21 protein-coding genes and 1 pseudogene are annotated in these 22007 nt (G+C 72.1%); 8 read left to right on the top strand and 14 right to left on the bottom strand.

Annotated elements, in window-relative coordinates:
• Positions 1–25 precede the first annotated feature (25 nt).
• From J5Y04_RS43195 to J5Y04_RS14225, 3 genes are read right to left on the bottom strand one after another with little or no spacing between them, the layout of a single operon-like run.
• The gene (locus J5Y04_RS43195) at positions 26–2656 is read right to left on the bottom strand and encodes an acyl-CoA reductase (RefSeq protein WP_209412352.1); all 2631 of its coding nucleotides are present in this window, start codon (positions 2654–2656) and stop codon (positions 26–28) included.
• Complete coding sequence (locus J5Y04_RS14230; protein WP_209412351.1) at positions 2653–3831, bottom strand: acyl-protein synthase; 1179 nt, start codon at positions 3829–3831, stop codon at positions 2653–2655. Before J5Y04_RS14230 ends, J5Y04_RS43195 begins: the two co-directional genes overlap by 4 nt.
• Positions 3828–4964: a GNAT family N-acetyltransferase gene (locus J5Y04_RS14225; RefSeq protein WP_209412350.1), complete on the bottom strand. Its 1137-nt coding sequence runs from the start codon at positions 4962–4964 to the stop codon at positions 3828–3830. The genes J5Y04_RS14230 and J5Y04_RS14225 overlap by 4 nt, the downstream gene beginning before the upstream one ends.
• A 668-nt stretch (positions 4965–5632) precedes the next feature.
• Here J5Y04_RS14225 and J5Y04_RS14220 point away from each other — a divergent pair.
• Entirely contained in the window at positions 5633–5959 is a 327-nt protein-coding gene (locus tag J5Y04_RS14220; protein WP_209412349.1) for a MazG-like family protein, read from the top strand.
• Positions 5960–6072: 113 nt separating this feature from the next.
• On the opposite strand, the gene J5Y04_RS14215 is transcribed toward J5Y04_RS14220, so the two are convergent.
• From J5Y04_RS14215 to J5Y04_RS14190, 7 genes are all read right to left on the bottom strand, one after another.
• On the bottom strand, positions 6073–6258 hold the full coding sequence (locus tag J5Y04_RS14215; RefSeq protein ID WP_209412348.1) for a hypothetical protein: 186 nt from the start codon (positions 6256–6258) through the stop codon (positions 6073–6075).
• Complete coding sequence (locus tag J5Y04_RS42870; RefSeq protein ID WP_256463492.1) at positions 6255–6383, bottom strand: hypothetical protein; 129 nt, start codon at positions 6381–6383, stop codon at positions 6255–6257. The genes J5Y04_RS14215 and J5Y04_RS42870 overlap by 4 nt, the downstream gene beginning before the upstream one ends.
• Positions 6384–6494: 111 nt before the next feature.
• On the bottom strand, positions 6495–7019 hold the full coding sequence (locus tag J5Y04_RS14210; RefSeq protein ID WP_209412347.1) for a PH domain-containing protein: 525 nt from the start codon (positions 7017–7019) through the stop codon (positions 6495–6497).
• Between the two features lie 242 nt (positions 7020–7261).
• On the bottom strand, positions 7262–7951 hold the full coding sequence (locus J5Y04_RS14205) for a hypothetical protein (protein WP_209412346.1): 690 nt from the start codon (positions 7949–7951) through the stop codon (positions 7262–7264).
• Entirely contained in the window at positions 7948–8610 is a 663-nt protein-coding gene (locus tag J5Y04_RS14200; RefSeq protein WP_209412345.1) for a hypothetical protein, read from the bottom strand. Before J5Y04_RS14200 ends, J5Y04_RS14205 begins: the two co-directional genes overlap by 4 nt.
• Positions 8611–8614: 4 nt before the next feature.
• Positions 8615–9877 (bottom strand): putative T7SS-secreted protein, encoded by a 1263-nt coding sequence (locus J5Y04_RS14195; protein ID WP_209412344.1) that lies wholly within the window; start codon positions 9875–9877, stop codon positions 8615–8617.
• Positions 9877–10176: a type VII secretion target gene (locus J5Y04_RS14190; protein ID WP_209412343.1), complete on the bottom strand. Its 300-nt coding sequence runs from the start codon at positions 10174–10176 to the stop codon at positions 9877–9879. Before J5Y04_RS14190 ends, J5Y04_RS14195 begins: the two co-directional genes overlap by 1 nt.
• Before the next feature lie 387 nt (positions 10177–10563).
• Between J5Y04_RS14190 and kdpB the strand changes: the two genes are divergently transcribed.
• Entirely contained in the window at positions 10564–12765 is a 2202-nt protein-coding gene (gene kdpB / locus J5Y04_RS14185; protein WP_209412342.1) for a potassium-transporting ATPase subunit KdpB, read from the top strand.
• Between the two features lie 118 nt (positions 12766–12883).
• Here the strand turns inward: kdpB and J5Y04_RS14180 are convergent, their stop codons facing one another.
• Positions 12884–14374 carry a dienelactone hydrolase family protein gene (locus J5Y04_RS14180; protein WP_209412341.1) on the bottom strand — a complete coding sequence of 497 codons (1491 nt, stop codon included), beginning with the start codon at positions 14372–14374 and terminating at the stop codon, positions 12884–12886.
• Between the two features lie 597 nt (positions 14375–14971).
• On the opposite strand from J5Y04_RS14180, the gene J5Y04_RS14175 reads away from it, so the two are divergent.
• Both J5Y04_RS14175 and J5Y04_RS14170 read left to right on the top strand, forming a co-directional pair.
• Complete coding sequence (locus tag J5Y04_RS14175; protein WP_374106023.1) at positions 14972–16093, top strand: sensor histidine kinase; 1122 nt, start codon at positions 14972–14974, stop codon at positions 16091–16093.
• Positions 16090–16749, top strand: a complete 660-nt coding sequence (locus J5Y04_RS14170) for a response regulator transcription factor (protein WP_209412340.1) — start codon at positions 16090–16092, stop codon at positions 16747–16749. Before J5Y04_RS14175 ends, J5Y04_RS14170 begins: the two co-directional genes overlap by 4 nt.
• 89 nt (positions 16750–16838) lie before the next feature.
• On the opposite strand, the gene J5Y04_RS14165 is transcribed toward J5Y04_RS14170, so the two are convergent.
• Positions 16839–17333: a DUF664 domain-containing protein gene (locus tag J5Y04_RS14165; RefSeq protein ID WP_209412339.1), complete on the bottom strand. Its 495-nt coding sequence runs from the start codon at positions 17331–17333 to the stop codon at positions 16839–16841.
• Positions 17334–17350: 17 nt separating this feature from the next.
• Between J5Y04_RS14165 and J5Y04_RS14160 the strand changes: the two genes are divergently transcribed.
• The 3 genes from J5Y04_RS14160 (at position 17351) to J5Y04_RS14150 (ending at position 19436) form a co-directional block, all read left to right on the top strand.
• Positions 17351–17782 carry a DUF664 domain-containing protein gene (locus J5Y04_RS14160; protein ID WP_245204768.1) on the top strand — a complete coding sequence of 144 codons (432 nt, stop codon included), beginning with the start codon at positions 17351–17353 and terminating at the stop codon, positions 17780–17782.
• 172 nt (positions 17783–17954) lie between these two features.
• Positions 17955–18815, top strand: coding sequence for a CAP domain-containing protein (locus tag J5Y04_RS14155; RefSeq protein ID WP_209412338.1), 861 nt, complete (start codon positions 17955–17957; stop codon positions 18813–18815).
• A gap of 339 nt (positions 18816–19154) precedes the next feature.
• The gene (locus J5Y04_RS14150) at positions 19155–19436 is read left to right on the top strand and encodes a hypothetical protein (RefSeq protein WP_209412337.1); all 282 of its coding nucleotides are present in this window, start codon (positions 19155–19157) and stop codon (positions 19434–19436) included.
• 92 nt (positions 19437–19528) lie between these two features.
• Here the strand turns inward: J5Y04_RS14150 and J5Y04_RS14145 are convergent, their stop codons facing one another.
• Positions 19529–20281, bottom strand: coding sequence for a DUF1775 domain-containing protein (locus tag J5Y04_RS14145; protein ID WP_209412336.1), 753 nt, complete (start codon positions 20279–20281; stop codon positions 19529–19531).
• Positions 20282–20518: 237 nt separating this feature from the next.
• Here J5Y04_RS14145 and J5Y04_RS14140 point away from each other — a divergent pair.
• Positions 20519–20617: pseudogene (locus J5Y04_RS14140) on the top strand (IS5/IS1182 family transposase); the annotation flags it as partial.
• Positions 20618–20816: 199 nt separating this feature from the next.
• Here J5Y04_RS14140 and J5Y04_RS14135 read toward each other — a convergent pair.
• Complete coding sequence (locus J5Y04_RS14135; RefSeq protein WP_209412335.1) at positions 20817–21164, bottom strand: MerR family transcriptional regulator; 348 nt, start codon at positions 21162–21164, stop codon at positions 20817–20819.
• Positions 21165–22007: the final 843 nt, after the last annotated feature.

The following is a 22007-nucleotide window of genomic DNA, read 5'->3' as shown; positions in this document are numbered from 1 at the left end:
GGAGCCACGGGCCGGCAGCCGTCCCCTAGCGGTTGCGGGCCCGGCGGTCGACGACGGCGAGGAGCTTGCCGCTGGCGGCCGTCCGCTCGAAGTCCTCGGCGGGGGCGTGCTCCACGGACAGCTCCACCAGACGGTCGCGCACCACGGCGGCGGCCAGGTCCGGGTAGGCGTCGAGGAACTCCCGTACCGCGTCGGGCTGTTCGCCCGCACCCAGGCCTCCGCCCGGGCGCGGCCGTCCATCCGGGCGCGGGTCCCCGCCCGCGTCCGAGTGCGAGCGGTCCGCCTCCAGGCGGACGGTCAGCGTCTCCCGGGCGCTGTGCTCGTCCTCGTCGAGGAGCAGCTGGAGGGCTCCGTGGTGGTCCAGCCGCTCCTCGGCCGCCAGCACGAAGCGACGGTAGTTGAGGAAGTGGCTGCCGCTGCGGAAGATGTCGCCGAAGCGGCCGAGGAGTTCGAACCGCGGGGTGCGCCGCCCGCAGGGGCAGGCGCCGTCCACCCAGCGGCCGAGGTCGCCGATCTCGTAGCGGTCCAGGCGCTGGCCGCGCCTGCTGTGCGCGGTGAAGACCAGCCTCCCGGCCTCGCCCGGATCGGCCGGGCGGTCCTCCTCCAGGTCGAGGATCTCCAGTGTCTGGAGCCCGCTGAACAGGTGGTGCACCCGTCCCCCGGCGTCCGGGCACTGGTAGCCCAGCGGGCCGGCGTCGACGCTGCCGTACGCGGCCGAGCGGATCAGCTCGACGCCGAACTCCTCACGCAGCCACGTCTGCTGGCGCTCGGGGAAGTGCTCTCCGCCGTAGAAGAGCTTGCGCACCCCGCGGTACCCGCGGAGCACGACCGCACCCTCGGTGAAGACCCGCAGCAGGTAGTTCGGCATGCCGAAGAGGGTGTCCACCCGGTGCTCGACGATCGAGCGCGCGACGGCCGCGTGGTCGTCCTGGGCGGCCATCGGGAACTGCACCGCGCGCAGGTTCTCCAGGACCGAGTAGAAGCTCAGGAAGCCGCCGTAGAGCTGGCCTCCGAAGAAGAGGTTCATCGCCCGGTCGGTGCGCGGGTCGAAGCCCGCCGCCAGCACCCCCTCGGCCCCGTGCCGCATGTGCTCGTGGTAGTCGTCCCAGCTGAAGGCCGACAGCTTGGGCGCGCCGGAGCTGCCCCCGCTGCGGAAGAACACCTCGGCCCGGCCGAGGTCGCCCTGCAGCTGCTCGAAGTCGGTCTTCGCGGTCACCGGCACCGGCGGGGGCGCGAGCTCCCGGGCGCCGACCAGGTCGTCGAGGCAGGCGTCGGAGGCGAAGCGGGCGTCCAGCTGGACGTCCACCCGGCGGCTGTAGCGCTGCAGCGCGTACACGCCGTCGTGCGGCTCGCCGTCGTAGCTGTCCAGCATCCGCCCGGGGACGGTGACCCGCTGGACCCCGGCGGCCAGGACCGCCCCGGCCAGCTCGGCGGTGTCGCGGCGGGAGGCGCCGATGCCGGCGGTCTGCAGGTAGCGGCGCATCGGGCGCAGCACCTCGCCGATCCGCTTGCGCGGCAGTGGCTTGACCCAGACGGTCCGGTGCAGCGGCGAGGCCCGCAGGGCAACGCGGGTGTCGGCCAGGACGTGCCAGCGGGCGGCGGGGTCGGCGTGCACCTTGGTGAGGCCCAGGTGCTCCTCCAGCCGGGCCACCAGCACGGTGTTGGTGATCTCGGCGCTCTCCAGCAGCTCCGGCTCGGCCGCGGCGGGCGGCCGGGCCGCGAGGACGGCGGCGAAGCGCTCGGCGAAGGCGAAGAGCCGGTCCTGGTCCTCGGTGTCCAGGTAGATCACCTGGGGGCTGGCGCAGGCCTGCTGCTCCAGGCGGCAGATGTCCTGCGCGATGCCCGCGAGCACCTCGGGATCGGACCAGGCGTCGGCGGTGAGGTAGGCGAAGGAGAGCTTGGGGCCCCAGTCGACCAGCCGGCAGCCGGGCGGGGTGAGGGCGGCGATGGCGTTCACCGCCTCCTCCCCGCCCCAGGCGGCGACCGCGTCGGCAGCGCCGCAGAGCCGGGCCAGCCAGTCGGTGCGGGACGAGGGGAAGCCCAGCACCACGGTGCGCGCCGCGATGGCGCCGGTCGGGTCGAGCGCGGCCAGGTCGGCGAGCAGGGCGTGGGTGAAGCGGCTCCCGCCGCTGGTCTTGACGATGTTGAGGTTGCCCGCGAGCAGGCCCTCGACCACGCTGAGCGCCCCGGCGGCGGGGGCGTTGCCCGGGGCGATGTGCACCAGCAGGCCGACCGGCAGCCAGCCCTCGAAGATCTCCCGGCGGAAGTCGAAGCGGGCCAGCCGTCCGGGGTCGATCCCGCCGAGCTCGCGGGTGACCTTGGTCTCCAGGGCCTCGCGGCCGAGCGCCTCGGTGAGGTCGTGCAGGGTGCGCTCGCGCTCCGCGGGGCCGACGCCCGACTCGTCGAGCAGCCGGGCGAGCCGGCGGTGCTGCTCGCTCGCGGGGTCGGCCAGGACGCCGGCGAGCCGGTCGCAGGCGGCGAGCACGGTCAGCGGGCTGAGCGGGACGGCGAGGGCCTCGGTGGCGCAGGTGTCGAGCTCCGCGAGGCGTCGCCCGGCTTCGGTGTCGTCGACCCAGCTGCCCTGCCAGTAGTGCCGGTCGGGGGTCGCGTCGGGCGTCGTGTCGGGAGTCGCGTCGGGCGTCGTGGGGCTGGTCATGAGGCCTTCTCGGTCTTGAGGAGTTCGGCGGCGGCGATGGCGCAGCTGCGGTTGCGGCTGAGGCCGGCCCGGCCGTGCACGGTGAACCAGGGGGTGGGAAGTGCGCAGCCGCACTCCTCGGGCGCGTGCTGGGTGACCAGGTCGCCCATGAGGACGGACTGGGCGGGCACCGAGGTGATGTACGGCGAGACGAACTGCGCGTAGCCCGGCTCGCCGTACGGCAGCGGTGTCAGGTCGCGCACCGAGCGGACCAGCATCCGGGCCCAGACCGGCACGTGCAGCCGGTGGTTGGGGCACTCCATGTGCAGGACGGAGTGTTCGGCGGCGCCGAAGCCGTCGCGGATCCGCTCGTCCGGGATGCCCAGCTGATCGTGGATCCGCCGGTAGAGCTCGGGCTTGGCGACCTGCTGGTCCGCGTGGCCCTTCCAGCCGCCGCCGAAGACGACCAGCGAGCGCGGGGAGAGCTCCAGCGGGCCGATGCCCAGGTCGCGCATCCGGTCCAGGGTGAAGGAGAGGAAGGCGGGGAAGCCGAGGATCCGCACCGGGGCGCCCTCCTCGGCGTAGCGGATCAGGGTGCGGACGCAGCCGAAGGGGTCGAACTCGTGGGCGCTGCCGGTGTGCTTGAGGGCGTACTCGACCGAGCGGACCGGGGCGAAGTGGCACAGGTACTCGTCGGTGAACGAGGTGCCGAGGTTGAGGCCGGGCCGCGGCTGGTAGTTGGAGAGGAGGTAGTTGACCGGCTCCCGCTCGTCGATCCAGCCGTAGTGGTCGAAGACCCGGGCCACCATGCGCTGGCCGTTGCGCAGGGTGAACTCGTCGAAGAACATCTGCGACCTCTGGCCGGTGGTACCGGAGGAGGTGAGGTGCAGCAGGACGTCTTCGCGGGGCAGCGAGAGGATCTCGTGGGCCTTGAAGAAGTTGGCGTGGACGAAGGGGAGCCGGTCGAGTTCCTCGATGCCGTCGAGCGGGCGTCCGCCACCCGGGCTGGCCTTGAGCAGCCGGTCGAAGAACGGGGACCTGGCCGCGTGCCAGGCGTTGGACTCGTTCATGGCCGCGGTGAAGAGGCGGTCCGTGTCGGGGCCGGCCTGGTACGGCTCGGCGATGTCGCAGAGCTGCTGTACGTGGGCCAGCGCATCGGCGTCGGGTACCGCGACCGGGCGCAGGTACTGGTTCATCGGAATATCCCGTTGGTGTTGAGGTTCTGGTGCTTCCACAGTTCGATGTACTGCTCGGCGAACGGCTGGAAGGCGGTGTCGATGGACAGGCCGCGGAAGTCGAGCGGCTGAAGGGTGCGGGCCATCACCACGTGGTCGCGGAAGCCGTTCTCCTCGCGGCGCATCGCCGGGTAGGCGGCCACCGGCAGGAAGCCGTTCGCGAGCAGCAGCCGCAGGTTCTCGTAACTGTCCAGCGGCACCAGGGTTTCGAGGTAGCTGGCGCCGTGGGCGGCGAGCTTCTGGGTGATGGTGTCCAGGTCGTCGCCGACCGCGGAGAGTCCGGGTTCGGCGCCGATCAGCGTGCAGTACCCGTCGGACGGGCTGAGCTGCGCGTACAGCTCGTAGCCGCCGTCGGCGGGGGTGAGCAGGACGTTGGGGGTGTGGAAGGGGTAGAAGCACTGCCCGGGGTCGGGCAGGTGCCGGGCGAAGTGGCGGGCCACGAACTGTGGGGCGTCGACGAGTTCGAGCCCCCGGCCGGCGCCCGTCGCCGGTACCGGCAGCGGCTCGTCGGAAAGCTCCGGCCTCGGATGCGGGCCCGGGACGGCGTCCAGGGCCAGCATCAGACCGCCCAGGGCCTGCGGGACGCGCGCCACCGGAAGGCGCTGCTCGAGCACGCCCTCGCGGTGGCGCGCCAGCAGCACCATGGTCTCGTGCCGTGCGGCCTTGCGCAGGTTCGGCAGGACGCCGAGCGCCCGGAACCCGGCCTGCAGGCAGATCCGTTGCGGCGCGGTGGAGTTGGTACGGGCGGTCGAGTACAGCGAATCGGCCGGCCGATCACCGCCGAGCATGGCCTCGCTGAGCTGCTGGACGGCCAGGTGGCCCGCGCCGAGGCCGCGGGCGTCCGGATGGATCACCAGGCCCTGGAGCTTGCCGAGGCGGGCGGCAGGGTCGAGGGTTCCGACGATCGAGCCGACGAGCCGGCCGCGACCTGGCTCACGGGCGACCAGCCAGGTGGTCTGCGGAGAGCTGATCTCGCTCGCCATCACCTCGGGATCGGTCCCGAGCGGGAGTGCGTACGCACTCCCGTAGACCTCTCGGTACAGCATGAGCAACGCGTCGACGTCATCGGGACGCGCCAGGGAATAGTTGAGCACCGGGTTGCCTCCCCCCACGAAGGCGGTACGTCCACGGATCGGCGCGGACGCGACATGGAAGAAACGAATTCACGCCCGACTTCACGCCCGACGACGAATGCCCGGATTCGGGCAGCGTCGTACGGCGGACCGGACAGGTCCGCAAGAGCAGCGTCGGGCACAAACGAAGGAGTGCAGTCACTTTGGGTTGACTGCCCATCACACTAACCCGACCTCGGCGTCACGAAGTCCCCCTCGCGGGAGGTCGACGCCGAGTCGGCAGGCAGGACAAGGGGTTCACCCGATCGGTGCGACAAGGATCACAGGCCATTCAGAAGCAGCGGTGATGGTTCGCCAAAACTCCTCTGATGGATCGTCAAATATGTACGAATTTCAACGACCGAATTGATCCGACCACCGACGGGTGGCGATTCCCGGACCGGATCGGAGAACTGTCACGTGCTGGGGCCGAAGTGGCCACCGAGGCCTTTGTGAACGGTGGTGGAACAGGCACACACTCACGCGGATCGGCCGATCGAGCAGCACCGAGGCCGACCGGAATCGCCGAGGAGGTGGCCATCGCCTGCACGGAGGCACCTTCCCGCCCCGGCAGGAAATCGAAAAGACCCAGGCTCGCCGGGAACCGCCCGGCTTGATCGACCCCTTCGAACACGGGCAGGATCCTCCCCATGGAAGAGATCTGGGATATCGTCAACTCCCTTGCGGCAAAGCTCGATTCACACTTCGACCGCAGCGACGAGCAGCGCTGGGCCGTACAGGCCCTCAAGCTCCAGGAGGAGGCCGGGGAGGTCGCCGAGGCCGTCATCGGGGCGCTCGGCGCCAACCCCCGGAAAGGCCACTCCCACGACTGGGACGACGTGCGCAAGGAGACCTGCGACGTGGCCCTGTCCGCCCTGGTGATGCTCGCCCGGATGGGCGGCGACCCCCGCAGGTTCTTCGAGGAGCACCTCCGGTCGGTCGCCACCCGCGACACGAAGGACGTCACTCGTACCTGACCTGCTGACCACCGAAGGACGAAACAGGTCGAGCGGTGGGCCGCCCCGCGGCGGCCGGCCTCCGGCCGACCCCGTGCTGCCCGCAGACCGGGGAGCCCTTCCGGTGATCGGATTCAGCGCCCGTCGAACCCGGGCACCTGCGGCTCGTGCGTGGCGCCCGGGTCGGGTGCGGGGCACGGGCCGGTGAACAGGGCGGTGTACAGGGCCACCGCCGGCGCCACGAACGGTCCGAAGATCCGCCCGCGGCGCCGTTCCAGCGGTGAGGCCAGGGTCGCGGTGGCGGTGGCGGTCGTGCTCACGGGTTGGCCTTCCAGTAGTCGACGGAGGCCTGCTTGGTCTGCGCGACGAACTCGTCGGCCGTCGTGACGCCCTGGATGAAGCGGACCACGTTCGGGGTGTACGCCGGGTCGGAGACCAGTTTCACGGGCGTCACTCCTTCAAGGTCGGACTCCCATGACGCCTGCCAAGATCGTCCGTCATGCGCTCAGGCCGGAAAGAGCTGTCAGATGCGGCCGAGTACATCGGAGCCACTCGTCTAGTGCGGCGCGAGGACCACGAGAACGACGGCCGCCACGACGACAACGGGTACGAAGACGAGGGCGAGGCCGAGCACGGCGGGAGTCAGCCGGTCCCGGAACTGCTTCGAGGGCCGGACCCGTGCGGCCGGGTCCGTGCTCAGCTCCCACCAGTTGACGACCCGCTGGAACTGCTCGTCGAAGTCGGGGGCCGGATGCGCGTCGCTGCGGTAGAGCCCGGGCAGCGACCGACGCCGCCCGCTCTCCAGGAACATCCGAACCGCGTACGACGACGAGCTCTGGCCCTTGGACTCGCGCACGTCGATCCACCGGATCTCGGGCCAGGGGTAGGTGCGGCCGCGCCCAAGGCCCCAACAGATGGTTATTCCGTCGGCCCCGACCCTGCTCCAGCTCCGGTACGACAGGAGGACGACCGGGGCGAGGAGGACGATGCTCCCGCCCGCCAGCCAGGCGAAGCCCACCGCGCCGAGCCGGGTGAAGGCGGCGGACCCCTCGACGACCAGGACGACAAGTGCCAGCACCACGTACAACTTTGTCGGACGATTCCGATCCGCCGCCCGGAAGTTCAGTTCGATCACATTCGGCACACTACGCCTCCGGCCTCGGCCTCGAAACGGCGGGATGGACCATCATTGATGGTCGGTCAGAGATGGACGGTGGGTGTCGGCGCAACCCGAGCCCCGGGTCCGCACCGCCGACCTACGGGGTGGCGGTGCGGGACCGGGGACGGTGCGGCCACCCCGCTGAGCGGCGCCCAGGCCGGACGTCAGGTCAGCGTGGTCCCGAACGGGTCCGCAGCGGGCGGGACCGGCCGGCCCTCGGCGGTCGGCACGTCCGGCACCCGGAAGCGGACGCTGCGCAGGAAGGCGACCAACAGCGGCGCGTAGCCGTCCGCCCAGTGGTCCGCGTCCGGGGTGGTCAGCTCGGCGATCAGGACGCCGGGCAGTGGCGGCGGCAGCGGCAGGTGGGCCTTGGCGGAGAGCAGCGGGACGTGCTGCTCTCCCGTGAGCTGCCAGCCCGGGGTCTGCTCCAGGGAGACGACCACCGGGCCGGCCGGGGCTTCGAAGCGGCGCACCAGTCGCTGGGGCCCGCGCCCGTCGGCAGGGGCCGGCACGGGAGCGAGAAGCTCAGTCAGAGCTGCGGCCACCGCTTCCTGCGGCGCGTCGTCGGCCGTCTCCAGCCGGGTGACCGTCAGCGTCGCCATGGACACCCGCCCGTCGACGCTCCCGACACAGGTGCCCGACCAGATCGCGTCGAGCTCGCCCAGCGCCGCCGAGCCGGCCAGGTAGAGGTCGGTCAGCGCTCTGCGCCGGTCGGCGCCGAGGTCACCGGCCTGCTCGCCGAGCCGGCCCAGCACCAGCTCGTACGCCTCCTCCGGGTCGTCGGTGGCGCGGAACGCCTCGAAGACCTCCGGGACGTCGAACTCCACGCTGCCGGTGGCCGTGGCCGGGTTCACTGCCTCTCCCCTCGATCGTTCCGCTCACCCGCGCGGGGAGCGGGAGGCGGTCCGGGCGGCGGGACCGCCCCGCCGTCCTCCGGGTACATCGGACGGCGCTCGCCGGCGCGGGCCAGCAGCCGGTCCCGGTAGCGGGCGTACGGCCGGACGCCGAGCAGGCAGGACGCCGCGAGCACGGCGAGGATCCCGCCGGCCACCGGGACCGACCAGGCCAGAACGAGCCCGGCGACGCCGAGCACGACACCGAGGCCGAGGAGCGCCCGCGGGCTGTACCTCGCCTCGATCTCCTCCGCGGAGGGCACCGGCATCCGGTCCGGCGCGGGCCGCACCGGCCCGAGGCCCGACGGCCAGCCCGGCGGCGTCCACACCGTCGGGCCCCCGGGCTGCGGCGGGCCCCACGGCACCGGCGAGGACACGCCCGGGCGCAGGTCCGGGCGGCGCATCCACTCCGCCCTTGCGGCGGCCCTCGGGTCCGGGTCGAGCACGGCCCGCACCCGGGCGCTCCCGAAGCGGTCGGAGAACTGCTTGAACCCCTCCAGGCGGTAGCCGTAGAGCCAGCACAGCCAGCGCATCTCGGCCTCCCCGAAGGAGAAGAGGTTGACGGGCTGGTCGACGCTCGGCCGACCGTCGAGCAGCAGAGCCGTCCGGCTCAGGTCCATGATTTCAACTCCCCTTGCCCGCAGCTTCCTTGTCCTTCTGCAAGCCGTCCTTCTGCGAGCCGTCCTTCCTGGAGCCGTCCTCCCAGGCGTTCTCCAGCCCGATGATCAGCGGCCCGCCGGGGACCAGCAGCTCTCCCCACTGCCGGCCGCCGCGCGGGAGGAACTGCTGCAGGCCTGCGGCGTCCTTGGACCAGCCGTCCAGGGTGATGCCGGTACCGCCCAGACTCACCCCGTTGCCGACCGCCTCGCGGGCGAAGAGCGAGGTGGCGAGCTTGCCGGTCTTGCCCACCGTGCCGATGACCGGGACGACGCCCATGACGTCCACCGCGAGGCTCAGCGGCGGCACGTCCGCGCCGGCGGCCTTGGCAACGGCGTGGGCGCCCAGCGCCGCACCGGAGAGCCCCATCGACACCGCACCCAGGCCGGCCGCGGCCACCTCCAGGGGCGGGAAGAACACCCCGACCGCCGCCACCCCGACGGCCGCCAGACCGACGAGCGTGCTCGCGTTGGAGAGCAGGTCGCCGACCGCGGCGATGGCGTTGGCGTGGTCCTTCGCCCACTTCGCGGCGTCCTTGGCGAGCTGGATGTGGGCCGCCGCGAGCTGCTTCACCCCGTCCATCAGCTTCGCGAACCAGCCGGGCCCGTCCGGAGCCGCGTCGCCGGCCTTCGAGACCGCCTGCGCGGCCTCCTGGGCCACCCGGTCGTGCTCGGCGCGCAGCTCCTCCGCCTGGGCGATGATCACGTCCAGTTCGGCGTCGGCGGTCTTCAGCCGAGCCTCGGCGGCCCGCAGCTTCGCGGTCGCCTCCTGAGCCTTCTGCCCGTCGTCGAACCAGAGCCCGCCGAGCTTGAGGTCCGGGTCGTCCGCCGCCTTCTTCCGCTTCGCCTTCGCGGCCTTGGCGCGGGCCTCCTGGTCGTCGGCCTTCGTCTGCATGGCCGCCAGCTGCTCCCGCCACCCGGCCATCGTGGCCGAGGCCGAGGAGAACGAGGCGTGCGCCGTGTCCAACTGCCCGGGTAGCTTGGCGATCCGGGCCGAGAAGGCGTCCGCCGCCTCGCCCTGCCACGCCTGGCCGTTCCGCGAGGCCCGCTGGACGCTGCCGCGGGCCTCGTTCAGCTCCTTGGCCGCCAGTTTGAGGTCCTTGACGAGGGTGTCGACACCGCTCAAACTGCCCGGTGCGGGGTCGAACCCGAGGGCGTCGAAGCCGTCCCGCTCGACCTTCGGCCCCCAGCCCGGCCGGCCGAAGCCCTGAGCCTGTCCCGGGCCCGCCATCAGGCGGCCGCCTTCGGGGTCAGTGCACCCTTGATCGCCTCGTCGGTCTCCCGGTACGCCTTCGCCGTGGCGTCCAGGCCTTCGCCGATGGCGTGCAGCGTCTCGTTCAGCTGCTTCAGCCCGTACTTCCACTCGCCGCCGAAGTGCCCGCAGGCCCCGTCCAGCGCGAGGTGGCCGGCCACCTGCGGCGAGGCCTTGTCGAGCGCGTGCATCGCCCCGGCCATGCTGCCGGTCGCCTCCCGCAGCTCCTTCGACACCTGGCCGAGCTCACTCGCGTCGACCCGGAAATTGTCCGCCACTGCTCCCCCATGTACCCCGTGCTTGGTGATCACCGGCACGCTAACGGTCAACTCTTCAGCCAGATAGACACGTTGACGAGTTCCTGATGCGCCGTGAACGCGTTCCCAACACCACGGGCCGCGTCAGGCGAAGACGAAGACCCGCAGCCTGGGCCGGACACCGAGGGCGGTCAGGACGAGCGCGGCTGCCAGGGCTGCTCCGCCGGTGCCGGCGGTGGTGGCGAGGTCGTCGCGTCAGGGTCGTGTCAAGGACGTCCGGTGTCGTGCCAAGCGGGCGTCAAGACGCGGATGGCGTGCGGAGATCCGGTGCTTCGCTGTGCGGCGTCCCCCGCTCCCGTCCCCATCCGCCCCGCTCCCCCGGGGCGGCTCCGGAAGGTCCCAGCACCGATGCGCCGCTCGGCCCTCACCTCACCGGCCACCACCACCGAACAGCCCGCACCGAGGCCCGACCGGTTCCGCCGCCCGAAGGCCGGCAGCACCGAGCCGACGCCCCCGCACCCGGGCCACCGCCCCGGCGCACCGCGGCCCGGGCGCCGCCGGCTGATCACCGCACGCCAGCTCCGCGAAGCCCTCCCCGCCGCGGTACGCAAGCTCCACCCGCGCACCATGGCCAGGAACCCCGTCATGCTGGTGGTCGAGACCGGCTCCGCCCTCACCACCCTCACCGCCGTCGTCCACCCGGGCGTGTTCGCCTGGGTGATCAGTTTCTGGCTCTGGCTCACCGTGCTCTTCGCCAACCTCGCCGAGGCCGTCGCCGAGAGCCGTGGCAAGGCCCAGGCCGACTCCCTCCGCCGGGCGCAGACCGGCACCACCGCCCGCCGCCTGCTGCACTGGCGGGTCGGCGGCACCGACCACCGCCACGAGTCCATCCCCGCCGAGCACCTCCTCCTGCACGACATCGTGCTCGTCCCCGCCGGCGAGGTGATCCCCCGCGACGGTGAGGTGATCGAGGGCGTCGCGGCCGTGGACGAGTCGGCGATCACCGGCGAGTCCGCGCCCGTCATCCGCGAGTCCGGCGGCGACCGCACCAGCGTCACCGGCGGCACCCGGGTCCTCTCCGACCGGCTCGTCGTCCGGATCACCTCCCGGCCGGGTCAGAGCTTCATCGACCGCATGATCGCCCTGGTCGAGGGCGCGGAGCGGCAGAAGACCCCGAACGAGATCGCGCTCAACATCCTGCTCGCCTCGCTCACCATCGTCTTCGTCCTCTCCGTCGTCTCGCTCCAGCCGATGGCGATCTACGCGGGCTCCCCGCAGACCACCGTCGTCCTGGTGGCCCTCATGGTGGCCCTCATCCCGACCACGATCGGCGCGCTGCTCTCCGCGATCGGCATCGCCGGCATGGACCGCCTGGTCCAGCGCAACGTGGTCGCGCTCTCCGGCCGCGCGGTCGAGGCGGCCGGCGACGTCGACGTCCTGCTGCTCGACAAGACCGGCACCATCACCCACGGCAACCGCCGCGCCACCGCCCTCCACCCACTCCCCGGCGCCGGCGTCGAACAGCTCGCCGAGGCCGCCCAGCTCGCCTCGCTCGCCGACGAGACCCCCGAGGGCCGCTCCGTCATCGAGCTGACCGACCGCCAGTACTGGGTACCGCCGCGCGCCGAGGGCGAACTGGGCGAGCAGACCACCGTCCCGTTCACCGCACAGAGCCGGATGAGCGGCGTCGACCTCGCCTGGCCCGACGGCACCACCTGTCTGGTCCGCAAGGGCGCCGCGAACGCCGTCGCCCACTGGGTGGTGCGCTCCGGCGGCCGCCTGCCCACCGAGGCCGAACCCCTCGTCGACCGCATCTCCGCCGCCGGCGGCACCCCGCTGCTGGTCGCCGTCCACGACCGCCACGGCGCCCGCGCGCTGGGCGCGATCGAGCTCAAGGACGTGGTCAAGGAGGGCATCGCCGAACGCTTCGCCGAGCTGCGCCGGATGGGCATCCGCACCGTGATGGTCACCGGCGACAATCCGCTCACCGCCCGCGCGATCGCCGCCGAGGCGGGTGTCGACGACTACCTCGCCGAGGCCACCCCCGAGGACAAACTCGCCTACCTGAAGCGGGAGCAGGCGGCCGGCAACATGGTCGCGATGACCGGCGACGGCACCAACGACGCGCCCGCCCTCGCCCAGGCCGACGTCGGCGTCGCCATGAACACCGGCACCCCGGCCGCCAAGGAGGCCGGGAACATGGTCGACCTCGACTCCAACCCCACCAAGCTGATCGAGATCATCCGCGTTGGCAAGCAACTCCTCATCACCCGGGGCGCGTTGACCACCTTCTCGATCACCAACGACGTCGCCAAGTTCTTCGCGATCATCCCCGCGATGTTCGTCGGCTCCCACCCGGGCCTCGCGCACCTCAACATCATGGGCCTGCACAGTCCGAGGTCCGCCATCGCCTCCGCGATCATCTTCAACGCCCTGATCATCGTCGCCCTGATCCCGCTCGCCCTGCGCGGCGTCCGCTACCACCCCGCCTCCGCCACCGACCTGCTCCGCCGCAACCTGCGCGTCTACGGCCTCGGCGGGCTCGTCCTCCCCTTCCTCGGCATCAAGACCATCGACCTGCTCGTCCAGTTCGTCCCCGGCCTCGGCTGAGGCCGGGAGAACCGGCAGCTCGTCAAGGCCCCGCCAAGAACCGGGCTCCGGTCTCTCCGGCCGATGGTCTCGTCGTCCTCGTCCGGCTGTCGTACGTGCCCCGGTCGAGTGCAGCCGGTCAGCGGCTGTTGTCCGGCTGGTAGACGGTGAGGTTGCCGTAGGCCGGCAGAACGCCGGCCAGGTCGCCGGGTTCGCCCCGAAGAACGGCGTCGAGGAAGGCGAGGGTGGCTGCGGCGACGACGCGCGGGCTCTCGGTGCGGCCCAGGGAGCCGACTATCGAGGGCACGGGCGGCAGATACAGGGGGCCGTCCATGAACGTGAGATGTGCGGCGCCGGGGATGGTGAGCCGGTAGCTCGTCGTGGTGCCGGCCTTGAGCGCCTCGGTGAGGCGGGGCATGTAGCGCGGGTCGGTTGCCGCGGTGACGGCCTGGGTGAGCGCGAGCGTCGGCCGGTCGAGGGAGGGCGAGGCGGGGCCGTGGGGGTAGCCGTCCAGATCGATGACGGCGTCGAACCGGTGATCCTGCCTGGCTGCCTGCAGGGCGGCGGCACCACCCATGGAGTGGCCGGTCACCGCGGCCCGGCTGGTGTCCAGACGCCCGCTCAGCGGGTCGGCGGTCCCGCCTCGGTCCAGATCGTCCAGCTGGGTGAGGACGAAGCTGAGGTCGGCGGCGCGAACCGCTGTCCAGCCGGCCGCCAGTTCCTCGTCCTTGTCCGGGTCGCCGCTGGAGGCGGTCTCCGTGTTGATCGTCCGGCCGTCGGCGAGGACGACGGCAGCGGAGTCGTACGGGTGGTCGAGGGCGGCGACCACATAGCCGTGGCTGGCCAGTTCCTCCGCCCAGGCGGTGTTCTGGGTGCGCACTCCGCCCGACCCGGGAGAGAACAGTACGACGGGGAACCGTCCCCCCTTGCTGTCCACCGGGGCGTCGAGGACCGAACGGGTGCGGGCACGCGGAACACCGTCGACCAGGAAGCCCGGCAGGCCGACTTCGCGGGCGAGGGCGTCGGAGACGGTGCGCGCCTCGTGCTCCGTGCGTCCGAGGTACTGGGCCCGCTGGGTGCCTGCGGGGCTCTTCGGCGCGGGGTACCAGAGCTGGACCACGACCGTGCGCCGGTCGTCCGGATCCGCGGTGAAGGTCTCGGGGCGGCGTGGGTCGGTCCACTGGACCACGCGGGTGCCGACCGCGAAGTCGCCCGACGGTTCGGGGAACTCGGGCACGGGAAAGGCCCAGGCGGCCACCGGGCCCGTCGCGATCAGGCCGGCGCAGGCCACCGACCCCGGCAACGCCAGCCACCAGCGGGCCCGCCACGCCGACCGGCCGGAACGGCGTCGCAGCAGGGGAGCGAAGGCGAACGGCAACGCGAAGGCGGCGCCCGCCAGTACCGGCAGCATCTGCCAGCGCATCCCCGCCACACCCAGCACGATCGCGGAGAGCACGAGAACCGCCCCCGCCGCGGTCGTGACGCGTGGGCGGGCGGCGGGGGGAAGCCAGCGCGCCACCACCAGTGCGACGGCACCCAGCAGGACAAGGATTTCCAGGGGGGACATGTTCAGTCCCGTGATGATCTCGGTCACCCGGCCATACTCGGCGCCGGGTGTGCGCCGCCACATCGATCCCGGGTCGCCGTCGTGTGCAACCGGGATCGCAATCCGTGGCAGGTCCCCCTGCAACCGGAGCAGCAATCGAGCACGCCGGACCAGCGGCCGCCGTGCGACCCCGGGAGGTATCGGGACTCCTCCTGCGGTCGTACCTCGGCACGGTGTCATCAGACGGTGGGCTAATGTGCTCCGCTGCGCCCGCGGCCTAACGTGACAGGGGCTGCGGTACGTGCCGGGGCGGCGCGAGGCGTGCGTTCCCCGTACTCGACCCGGACCAGGCCGTACGCGGCGGCAGCCCCGGCCGGGGCCACCATGATGCTGGATCGACAGGGACGTGTGATGACCGAGGCGGCCGCGGAACCCGGCAAGGCCCACCGGGTGCGCCACCGGGAGCGGGTGCGGGACCGGGTGCGGGAGCTGGTGCGGGTACGGGACCGGGTGCGGGTACGGGAGCTGGTGCGGGTGCGGATGCGCTACCGGGACCAGGACCGGAACCCGGTGTGGTGGGCGGGGACGGCCTCGCGGCTGACGAGGTACGCCGACCTGGCCTCCGCACGAGCGGCGCGACTGCTGACCGCCGCCGGACGCCGGGGCTCCCGGCTGCCACCCGTGCTGTGGGACTCGCTACTGCCGGCGCTTCTCCTCCTCAACGTCGTGACCACGCACGCGCCGCAGGAGCTGCCGGTGGCCGGGGCCCTCACCGCCGCCCTTGCGCTGCCCCTGGTGTGGCGGCGCCGGGCTCCGCTCACGGTGTTCGGCGCCGTGACAGCCGCGGCCTTCGTCCAGTGGCTGATGGACGTCCCGCTGCCGGCGGACATCGCCTTGTTGGTGGCCCTCTACACCGCGGCCGCGAACTCGGGCCGGCGCGGCACGCTCGTCGCCGGTGCCCTCGTGGAGGCAGGAGCCCTTGTGGCCTGCCTGCGCTGGGCGACGGAAGGCGCGTTCCTGACCCCCTTCATCGCGGTCACCGCGATGGCCGTTGCCGCCGCCGTCCTCGGTGTGAACGTGCGGACCACCCGCGCCTACCTCGCGGCCCTGGAGGAACGGGCCGCACGCCTGGAACACGAACAGGAACAACAGGCACGGCTGGCCGTCGCCGAGGAAAGGACACGCATCACCCGGGAGATGCACGACATCGTCACCCACAACCTGTCCGTGATGGTCGCGCTCACCGACGCCGCCGTCTACGCGCAGCACCGGTCGCCCGACAGGACCACCGCCGCGATGCTCCAGGTGTCCGAGACGGGCCGGCAGGCCCTGACCGACATGCGGCGCTCGTTGGGCATCCTGCGGACCGACGAACCGGACGCGGAGCGCCACCCGTTGCCCGGCATCGCACAACTGGAGGCCCTCGCCGACCAGATGTGCGCCGCCGGACTGCCGACCCGCCTCCACGTCCACGGCGGCCACACCCACATACCCGCCACCGCACAACTCACGGTCTACCGCCTGGTACAGGAAGCCTTGACCAACGCCCTCAAGCACACACCCACCGGCACGCACGCGAAGGTCCGGATACGGTGCTCGACCGGGACCGTCACCGTGGACGTCACCGACAACGGCCCCTGCCCGCCGCCGCCCGCCGCCACACCGTCCGGCCACGGCATCCCCGGCATGCGCGAGCGCTCGGCCGCCTACGGGGGGACGTTGCAGGCCGGACCGCTTCCGGGCGGCGGCTGGGGAGTCCGTACCCGCCTCCTCCTCGGCAGCAGCGAAGTGGCGTCCGCATGACGATCCGCATCCTGATCGCCGACGACGAAGCACTGCTCCGGATGGCCTTCAGCACGGTCCTGGAGGCCCAGCCCGACATGGCCCCGGTCGGCGAAGCCGCGGACGGCATCCAGGCCGTACGCCTCGCCCGGGAGCTGCGCCCCGATGTCGTCCTCATGGACGTCCGGATGCCCGGGACCGACGGGATCGAGGCGACCCGACAGCTCATCAGGACCTCCCCGCAGAGCAGAGTGCTGATCCTCACCACCTTCGACCTGGATGAGTACGCCTTCGCCGGACTCAACGCCGGAGCCTCGGGCTTCCTGCTGAAGAACACCAGGCCCGAGGAGTTCCTCACCGCGATCCGCAGCGTCGCCGCGGGCGACGCGGTGGTCTCCCCGCGGATCACCCGACGCCTGCTGGAGCACCTCCGCCCGCTCCCCGACGGCAGCAGCTCCGCGCTCGACGAGCGGCTGAGCCGGCTCAGCACCCGTGAACGCGAGGTGCTCATCGAGGTGGGCCGCGGCCTGTCCAACACCGAGATCGCGGCCACCCTGTACCTCGCGGAGGCGACCGTGAAGTCCCATCTGGGGCGGATCCTGACCAAGCTCGAACTCCGCGACCGGATACAGGCCGTGATCTTCGCCTACGAGAGCCGCCTCATCCACCCGGCATGACGCCGCCGCCGGAGCCGGCCTGTTCGCCTGGCCCGCCCTTCGAGGCGCAGCCCGACGCGGATGCGTGATCGATCGATCGGCACCTGCCGTCAACTGACGCTCGGGGCCACGGGTTCCCACGGCTGGACCCACGGATCGGGCCACGCCTCGGCTGCGGCGAGCAGCGGGTCGAAGGTTGCGCCGTCGATGCTCTCGCGGATGACGTCGGCGTGACCGCCGTGCCGTGCCGTCTCCTCGATCAGGTGCAGCAGTACCCAGCGGATCGACCATTCCGTGACCTCGGCGGGAACCCATCGAGCCCCCTGCGGCACCGGAACGGCCTGCCCGAGGTCCGGGATGCCGGCGATCACCGCGTCGGTCCGCTCGCGGACGAGTCGAACGAGCCGGACGAGCCGGACGAGTCGGGCGCGGACGAGTTCCGGCTCGCCCCGGACGAGCCCTGGCCGCGGTGCTGGCCGCGTATCCATGCGGGCCTGATCCTCGGTCAGACCGTAAGCGGTGACCCGCAGCGCGCGCCGCTGGTGGGCCAGGAAGGCGGTCAGCGCTGTGCGCTCATCGGCGACGGGCGGGACGACTCTCGGCATGGCTGGACCCTCTCGCTATGCAAATTCTTGCAGCAGGTTTTCAGCGGACTCTACTGCCAGACCCGATCCTCCAGCGGCAGCGCGGCCAACAGCGAACGGCGGACGAGAGCGACTCCGCCGAATTCGTACTCACCGCGGAGGAGACGCTCGCAGACGTGCCGGACCAGTACGAGGCCGCTGCCCGGGAGACGGATGCGGTGATCGCCGGAATCGCCGATCTCGGCCAGGCCCTGCCCGTCCCCCAGGGACTGCCGTGGTTCCCCGCCGACGTGAAGAACCGGTCCGTTCGCTGGGTGCTGCTGCACCTCATCGAGGAGACCTCCCGACACGGCGGTCACGCCGACATCATCCGCGGAACCATCGACTGCGCCACCCTGTTCCCGCTGCTGGCCGCCGCCGAACAGTGGCCCGACCCGTGGTTCCAGCCCTGGCAGGCTCCGACCGGCTGAACGGCGGAGGACGGCTTGCCGACCGATCAGTAAGTGTTATCGCCACCGAGGCCACCGGTCTCCTCTGGTGTCGGCGCACGAGGCGCCGACCGGCGGGACAGCAGGTGCGGTGTGAACAATCGCGGTGCCGCTCCCAGCCGCCGGGCGAAACCAGGGAAGTCCATCTCCGCTCATGCAATCCATACGTCGCAAGCAGGGAGTGGCGGTTGTCGTGACCGTCGGGGTGATCGCAGCCGCGCTGAGCGCATGCGGTCCGGAGGCCGACGAGGCGGCCGCAGGCAGGGCCGGTGTCGTGGCAGCAACGGCACCGGCGACGGCGGCAGCAACGGCCGCGGGTACCGGTAACTCGCCGTCCGCAGCCGTCTCCTCGGCGGCGGCCGCGTCGCCTTCGGCATCCCCGCAGGCCGACACCACGGCCTCGGCCACCCCGTCCCCGGCAGCGAGCACGGCCACCGCCGGTGCATCGACCGCGCCGGCCACCAGGGCTCCTTCGAGCCCCGCCGCAGCCAAGGCTCCGAGCAGGCCGCCGACCGGCGCCGCACCGAGCCCCGTCACCAAGGCGCCGACCCCCGGCACAGCACGACCCGACACCACGGCGCCGCCCAGGACCGTACCGAACCCCGACACCTCGGCGTCGGACTACCCGGCCGGCAGCGCCGAGGCGCTGTCGCTGCGGCTGATCAACGAGGAACGCGCCCGCAACGGCGTCCCGGCCCTGGTCGTCAAGGCCGACCTGACGGACTTCGCGGTGAAGTGGGCCCAGCACATGCGCGAGACCGGTTTCGCCCACTCGGCGAACGCCTCGGGTGCCGGTCCCAGCCTCACCGGCAGCCGGACGCTGACCGGGGAGTGCATCGTGATGTGGAGCGACGCCTCCCTGACCGGGCAACAGGCCGCCGAGCAGTTCCAGAAGATGTGGACCGAGTCGCCCGGGCACCACGCCGCACAGATCAACCCCAAGTACAAGGAGATCGGTGTCGGCCTCTACCACGACTCCACCGGCTGGTGGGGCGTGCACGAGTTCGCCGGCTGAAGCCGTGGGCTCCCGGGGCCGGCCAGTAGCGCGGCCCCGGGAGCCCGCTCAGGGCAATCCGTACGACCCTCACCGGGGCGGTCACCATGCGCTCCGCAGCCGCCACCGGGCAGGTCGAACCGTCCGCGCCTGCCCCACCACGCGCCCTGCGTGGCACCGATAGCCGTCGGTGCCACGCAGGGAGTTGCGCTCCCGTCGCGACTTTCGGTTATCGCGCTTCCCGTCCCAGGTCTCCAGTTGCAGTGATGCCGGGTCCCCTCGGCTCCGCACGGCGCGTGCTTCGGCGCGAGCGACAGCACCACCGTCGACGGCTACACCGTCACCCTGCACGCCCAACCGATGGCCGGCGCACACCGGTTGGTTGCCACCATCAGCCAGGACGGCCGCCCGGTCACCGACCTCCAGCCCTACCTCGACAGCTACGCCCACCTCAGTGCCTTCCACGAAGGCGACCAGGCGCTGGCCCACCTCCACCCCGCGAACCCGGTGAACGGTGACCACGGCGGGCACACCCTGAGCTTCCGGGCCCTGCTCGCCGAGCCCGGTGACTGGCGGGTGTTCCTCCAGTTCCAGACCGCGGGGCAACTGCACACCGCCGAACTCACCCTGCACGTCGACTGAGCGGGACCTGCTACCTGCCACCTGCCACCGACAACGCTGTGCCCGGCCCTCGCAGCACGAGGGCCGGGCACTGCGACGGCGGTTGCGGAACGTCAGCCGGCGCCGGTGCGCTTGCGGCGCCACCACCAGGCACCGCCCGCAGCGAGTACGACCACCACGGCGGCACCGATGGCGATGGGGGCGGCAGATGACGAGTCGCCGGTCGAGGCGGTCGCCGTCACGCCGGGCGAGGCCGTCACGCTCGGGGCGCCCGACGCGGTGGCCGGCACCGACGGGACGGCCGACGCCGAGGCGCTGGCGGACGCGGACGGCGTGGCGGCGGAGGGCGCGGCGGACGGCGTGCCGACGGGGGTGGCTCCCGGCGCAGCTGCGGCGAGCTTGAGGGTGGGGGCGGGGTGCTCGGGCTCGGTGCCGGCCTTGGGCAGTTCGATCCAGCGGTCGATCCGGCCGTCGCTGTAGGTCTCCAGGGTCTTGAAGACCAGCTCGTCGGCGTTGGGCAGCTGCTTGATGGTGATCTTGTAGACCGCGTCCTTGCCCGGGGCGAGCGCAGGGCCGCCGACCGTGAAGCCGTCGGGCGTGGCGGCGAGGGTCCAGCCGGCCGGGGCGTCGGCCAGGGCCACGTCGGCGGGGGCGATGCCTTCGGGCAGGACGACCTGGAACTTGGCGAGGCCGGCGGTGGTCGACTCGGCCTCGGCGGTGAAGGTGACCGTGGCGTTGGTCGCCAGTGCCTGGGCCGTCTCGGACTCGACCTCCACATGGGCGAAGGCCGGCACGGCCAGTACGAGGGATCCGGCCACGACCGCCGTGACGGTGGCGGCCCGGCCCAGCAGGCGGGAGGTGTTCATGGCGAAGGCGCTCCGCGGGGGGAAGGCGGCCTGGGCCTGGGCGGGCCGGGCCGGTCGGGGTGAGGGCGGCGTCCATGATGCACGATGAACCTGGCAGGTCAGCACCGACACCGGAAACCCGGGACCACTGGAACCCGGACGGCTGGAACCCGGTACTGCTTGGAACCCGGTGCCGCTGGAACCGGCGGCCCGCCAGGCAAGGGGGTCAGTCGGCCGGGTAGGTGCGGCCGATCTTGAAAAAGAGGTCTCCGCACCGGTCCCAGCCCCGTCGACCGGGGCAAGCCCGGCTCCAAGGTGCACGTCCTGTCCGACCGCTCCGGGCTGCCCCTCGTCGTCGGCATCTGCCGGTAGAGGTGTCTGCGGAGGCGGCGCCGGGCCCCTTGCCCCGACCGGGCGAGACCTTCGCGAGCCGGTCCGTCGGGTGGTCGGCGCCCTGGTCGCCCTCGTCCGGGTCGGGCACGCCACCGCCGCGACGGAGCCTACAGAATCTGTCCATAGGCTCCGCGTGCGGCTGTCGGCCGGATTGCCGGTCGGGTCAGGTGTCCGTGGTGGGCTCCTGGTCGTGCTGGGAGCGGCGGAGTTGTTCGTTGAGGCGCAGGGCTTCCTCGAGTTGGTCTTCGAGGATGACGATGCGGCAGGCGGCTTCGATGGGGGTGCCCTGGTCGACGAGGTCGCGGGCACGCATGGCGATGCGCAGTTGGTAGCGGGAGTAGCGGCGGTGTCCGCCGCCGGAGCGCAGCGGGGTGATGAGGCGGTGTTCGCCGAGGGCTCGCAGGAAGCCGGGGGTGGTGCCGGTCATCTCGGCGGCGCGGCCCATGGTGTAGGCGGGGTAGTCGTCGTCGTCGAGTTTGTCGGGTGTGTCGGGGCTGGCCGTTGTAGTCACTGCACCTCTCTGGTTCTCCGGGAGAACGCGTCGAGGGGCCCCGGGGCCGTGTCGGCTCCGGGGCCCCGAAGGGGAACAACACCATCTACCGGCCTGGGCCGGTCCTTCTACTTCCGCACTGCCCCGGGAGAGGGGTGTGCGGGGATCGCGTATGCGTGACCGGAAACCACCGTCCTTGCGTTGGGGTCTGCGGTGTCCGCCCGGGCGAGTGTTCACGAGCCGGGCGATCCTGATGGCGCTTGCGCCCTCCGTTCATCCTCTGTACTGAACTGTCGCTTTTCGTACTGCTGGTACTGCACCTGCTGAACTGCGTACTACGGGTCGGTGGCCGCGGTGGCCCACCTGGTCCGGCAGCCAGCCCCGCTGGCCGTCCTGCACCTGCGCTGGCCTGGAACCCCACTGCCCGGACCCCTCGGCACGCGCGCCCGCAGTCTGGGCGCCTTTGCCGAGGCCCTGCCTCTCTAGCGACTGCCGGTACTGCAATCACTGAACTGCGTACTACTGGTACCGCTGGTGGCGGCCCCTGATGCCTGCGGGCCGCCCGGTCCGGCAGTCAGTCCCGTCGCCGTCCTGCACCTGCCTGGCTTCGGAACTCCACTGCCGGACCGAACTGCGAACTTCGGTCCAACAACCCCGGCCAGTTCGTGTCTGGCCGGTATCGCCGACTGCTGTCTACGAGAGAAACGTTAGACCCACCCGCGAGCAATGTCTACTCCGGCGCGCATAGATTTTGCGGAGGCGAGAAGGGAGGTAGTCTTCCGCTGCGCGGCGGCGGCAACCCCCCGAGCCGCCGCCGCGCGAGCGACGTACCGAGCGGCACCGCGCAGGGAGGCGGCAGTGGGA

Origin of the sequence: Kitasatospora sp. RG8, from assembly GCF_017813315.1 — a bacterium.
GTDB lineage: Bacteria > Actinomycetota > Actinomycetes > Streptomycetales > Streptomycetaceae > Kitasatospora.
The sequence above is the reverse complement of the archived record's forward strand: the minus strand, read 5'-3'. Positions and strand labels throughout refer to the sequence as shown.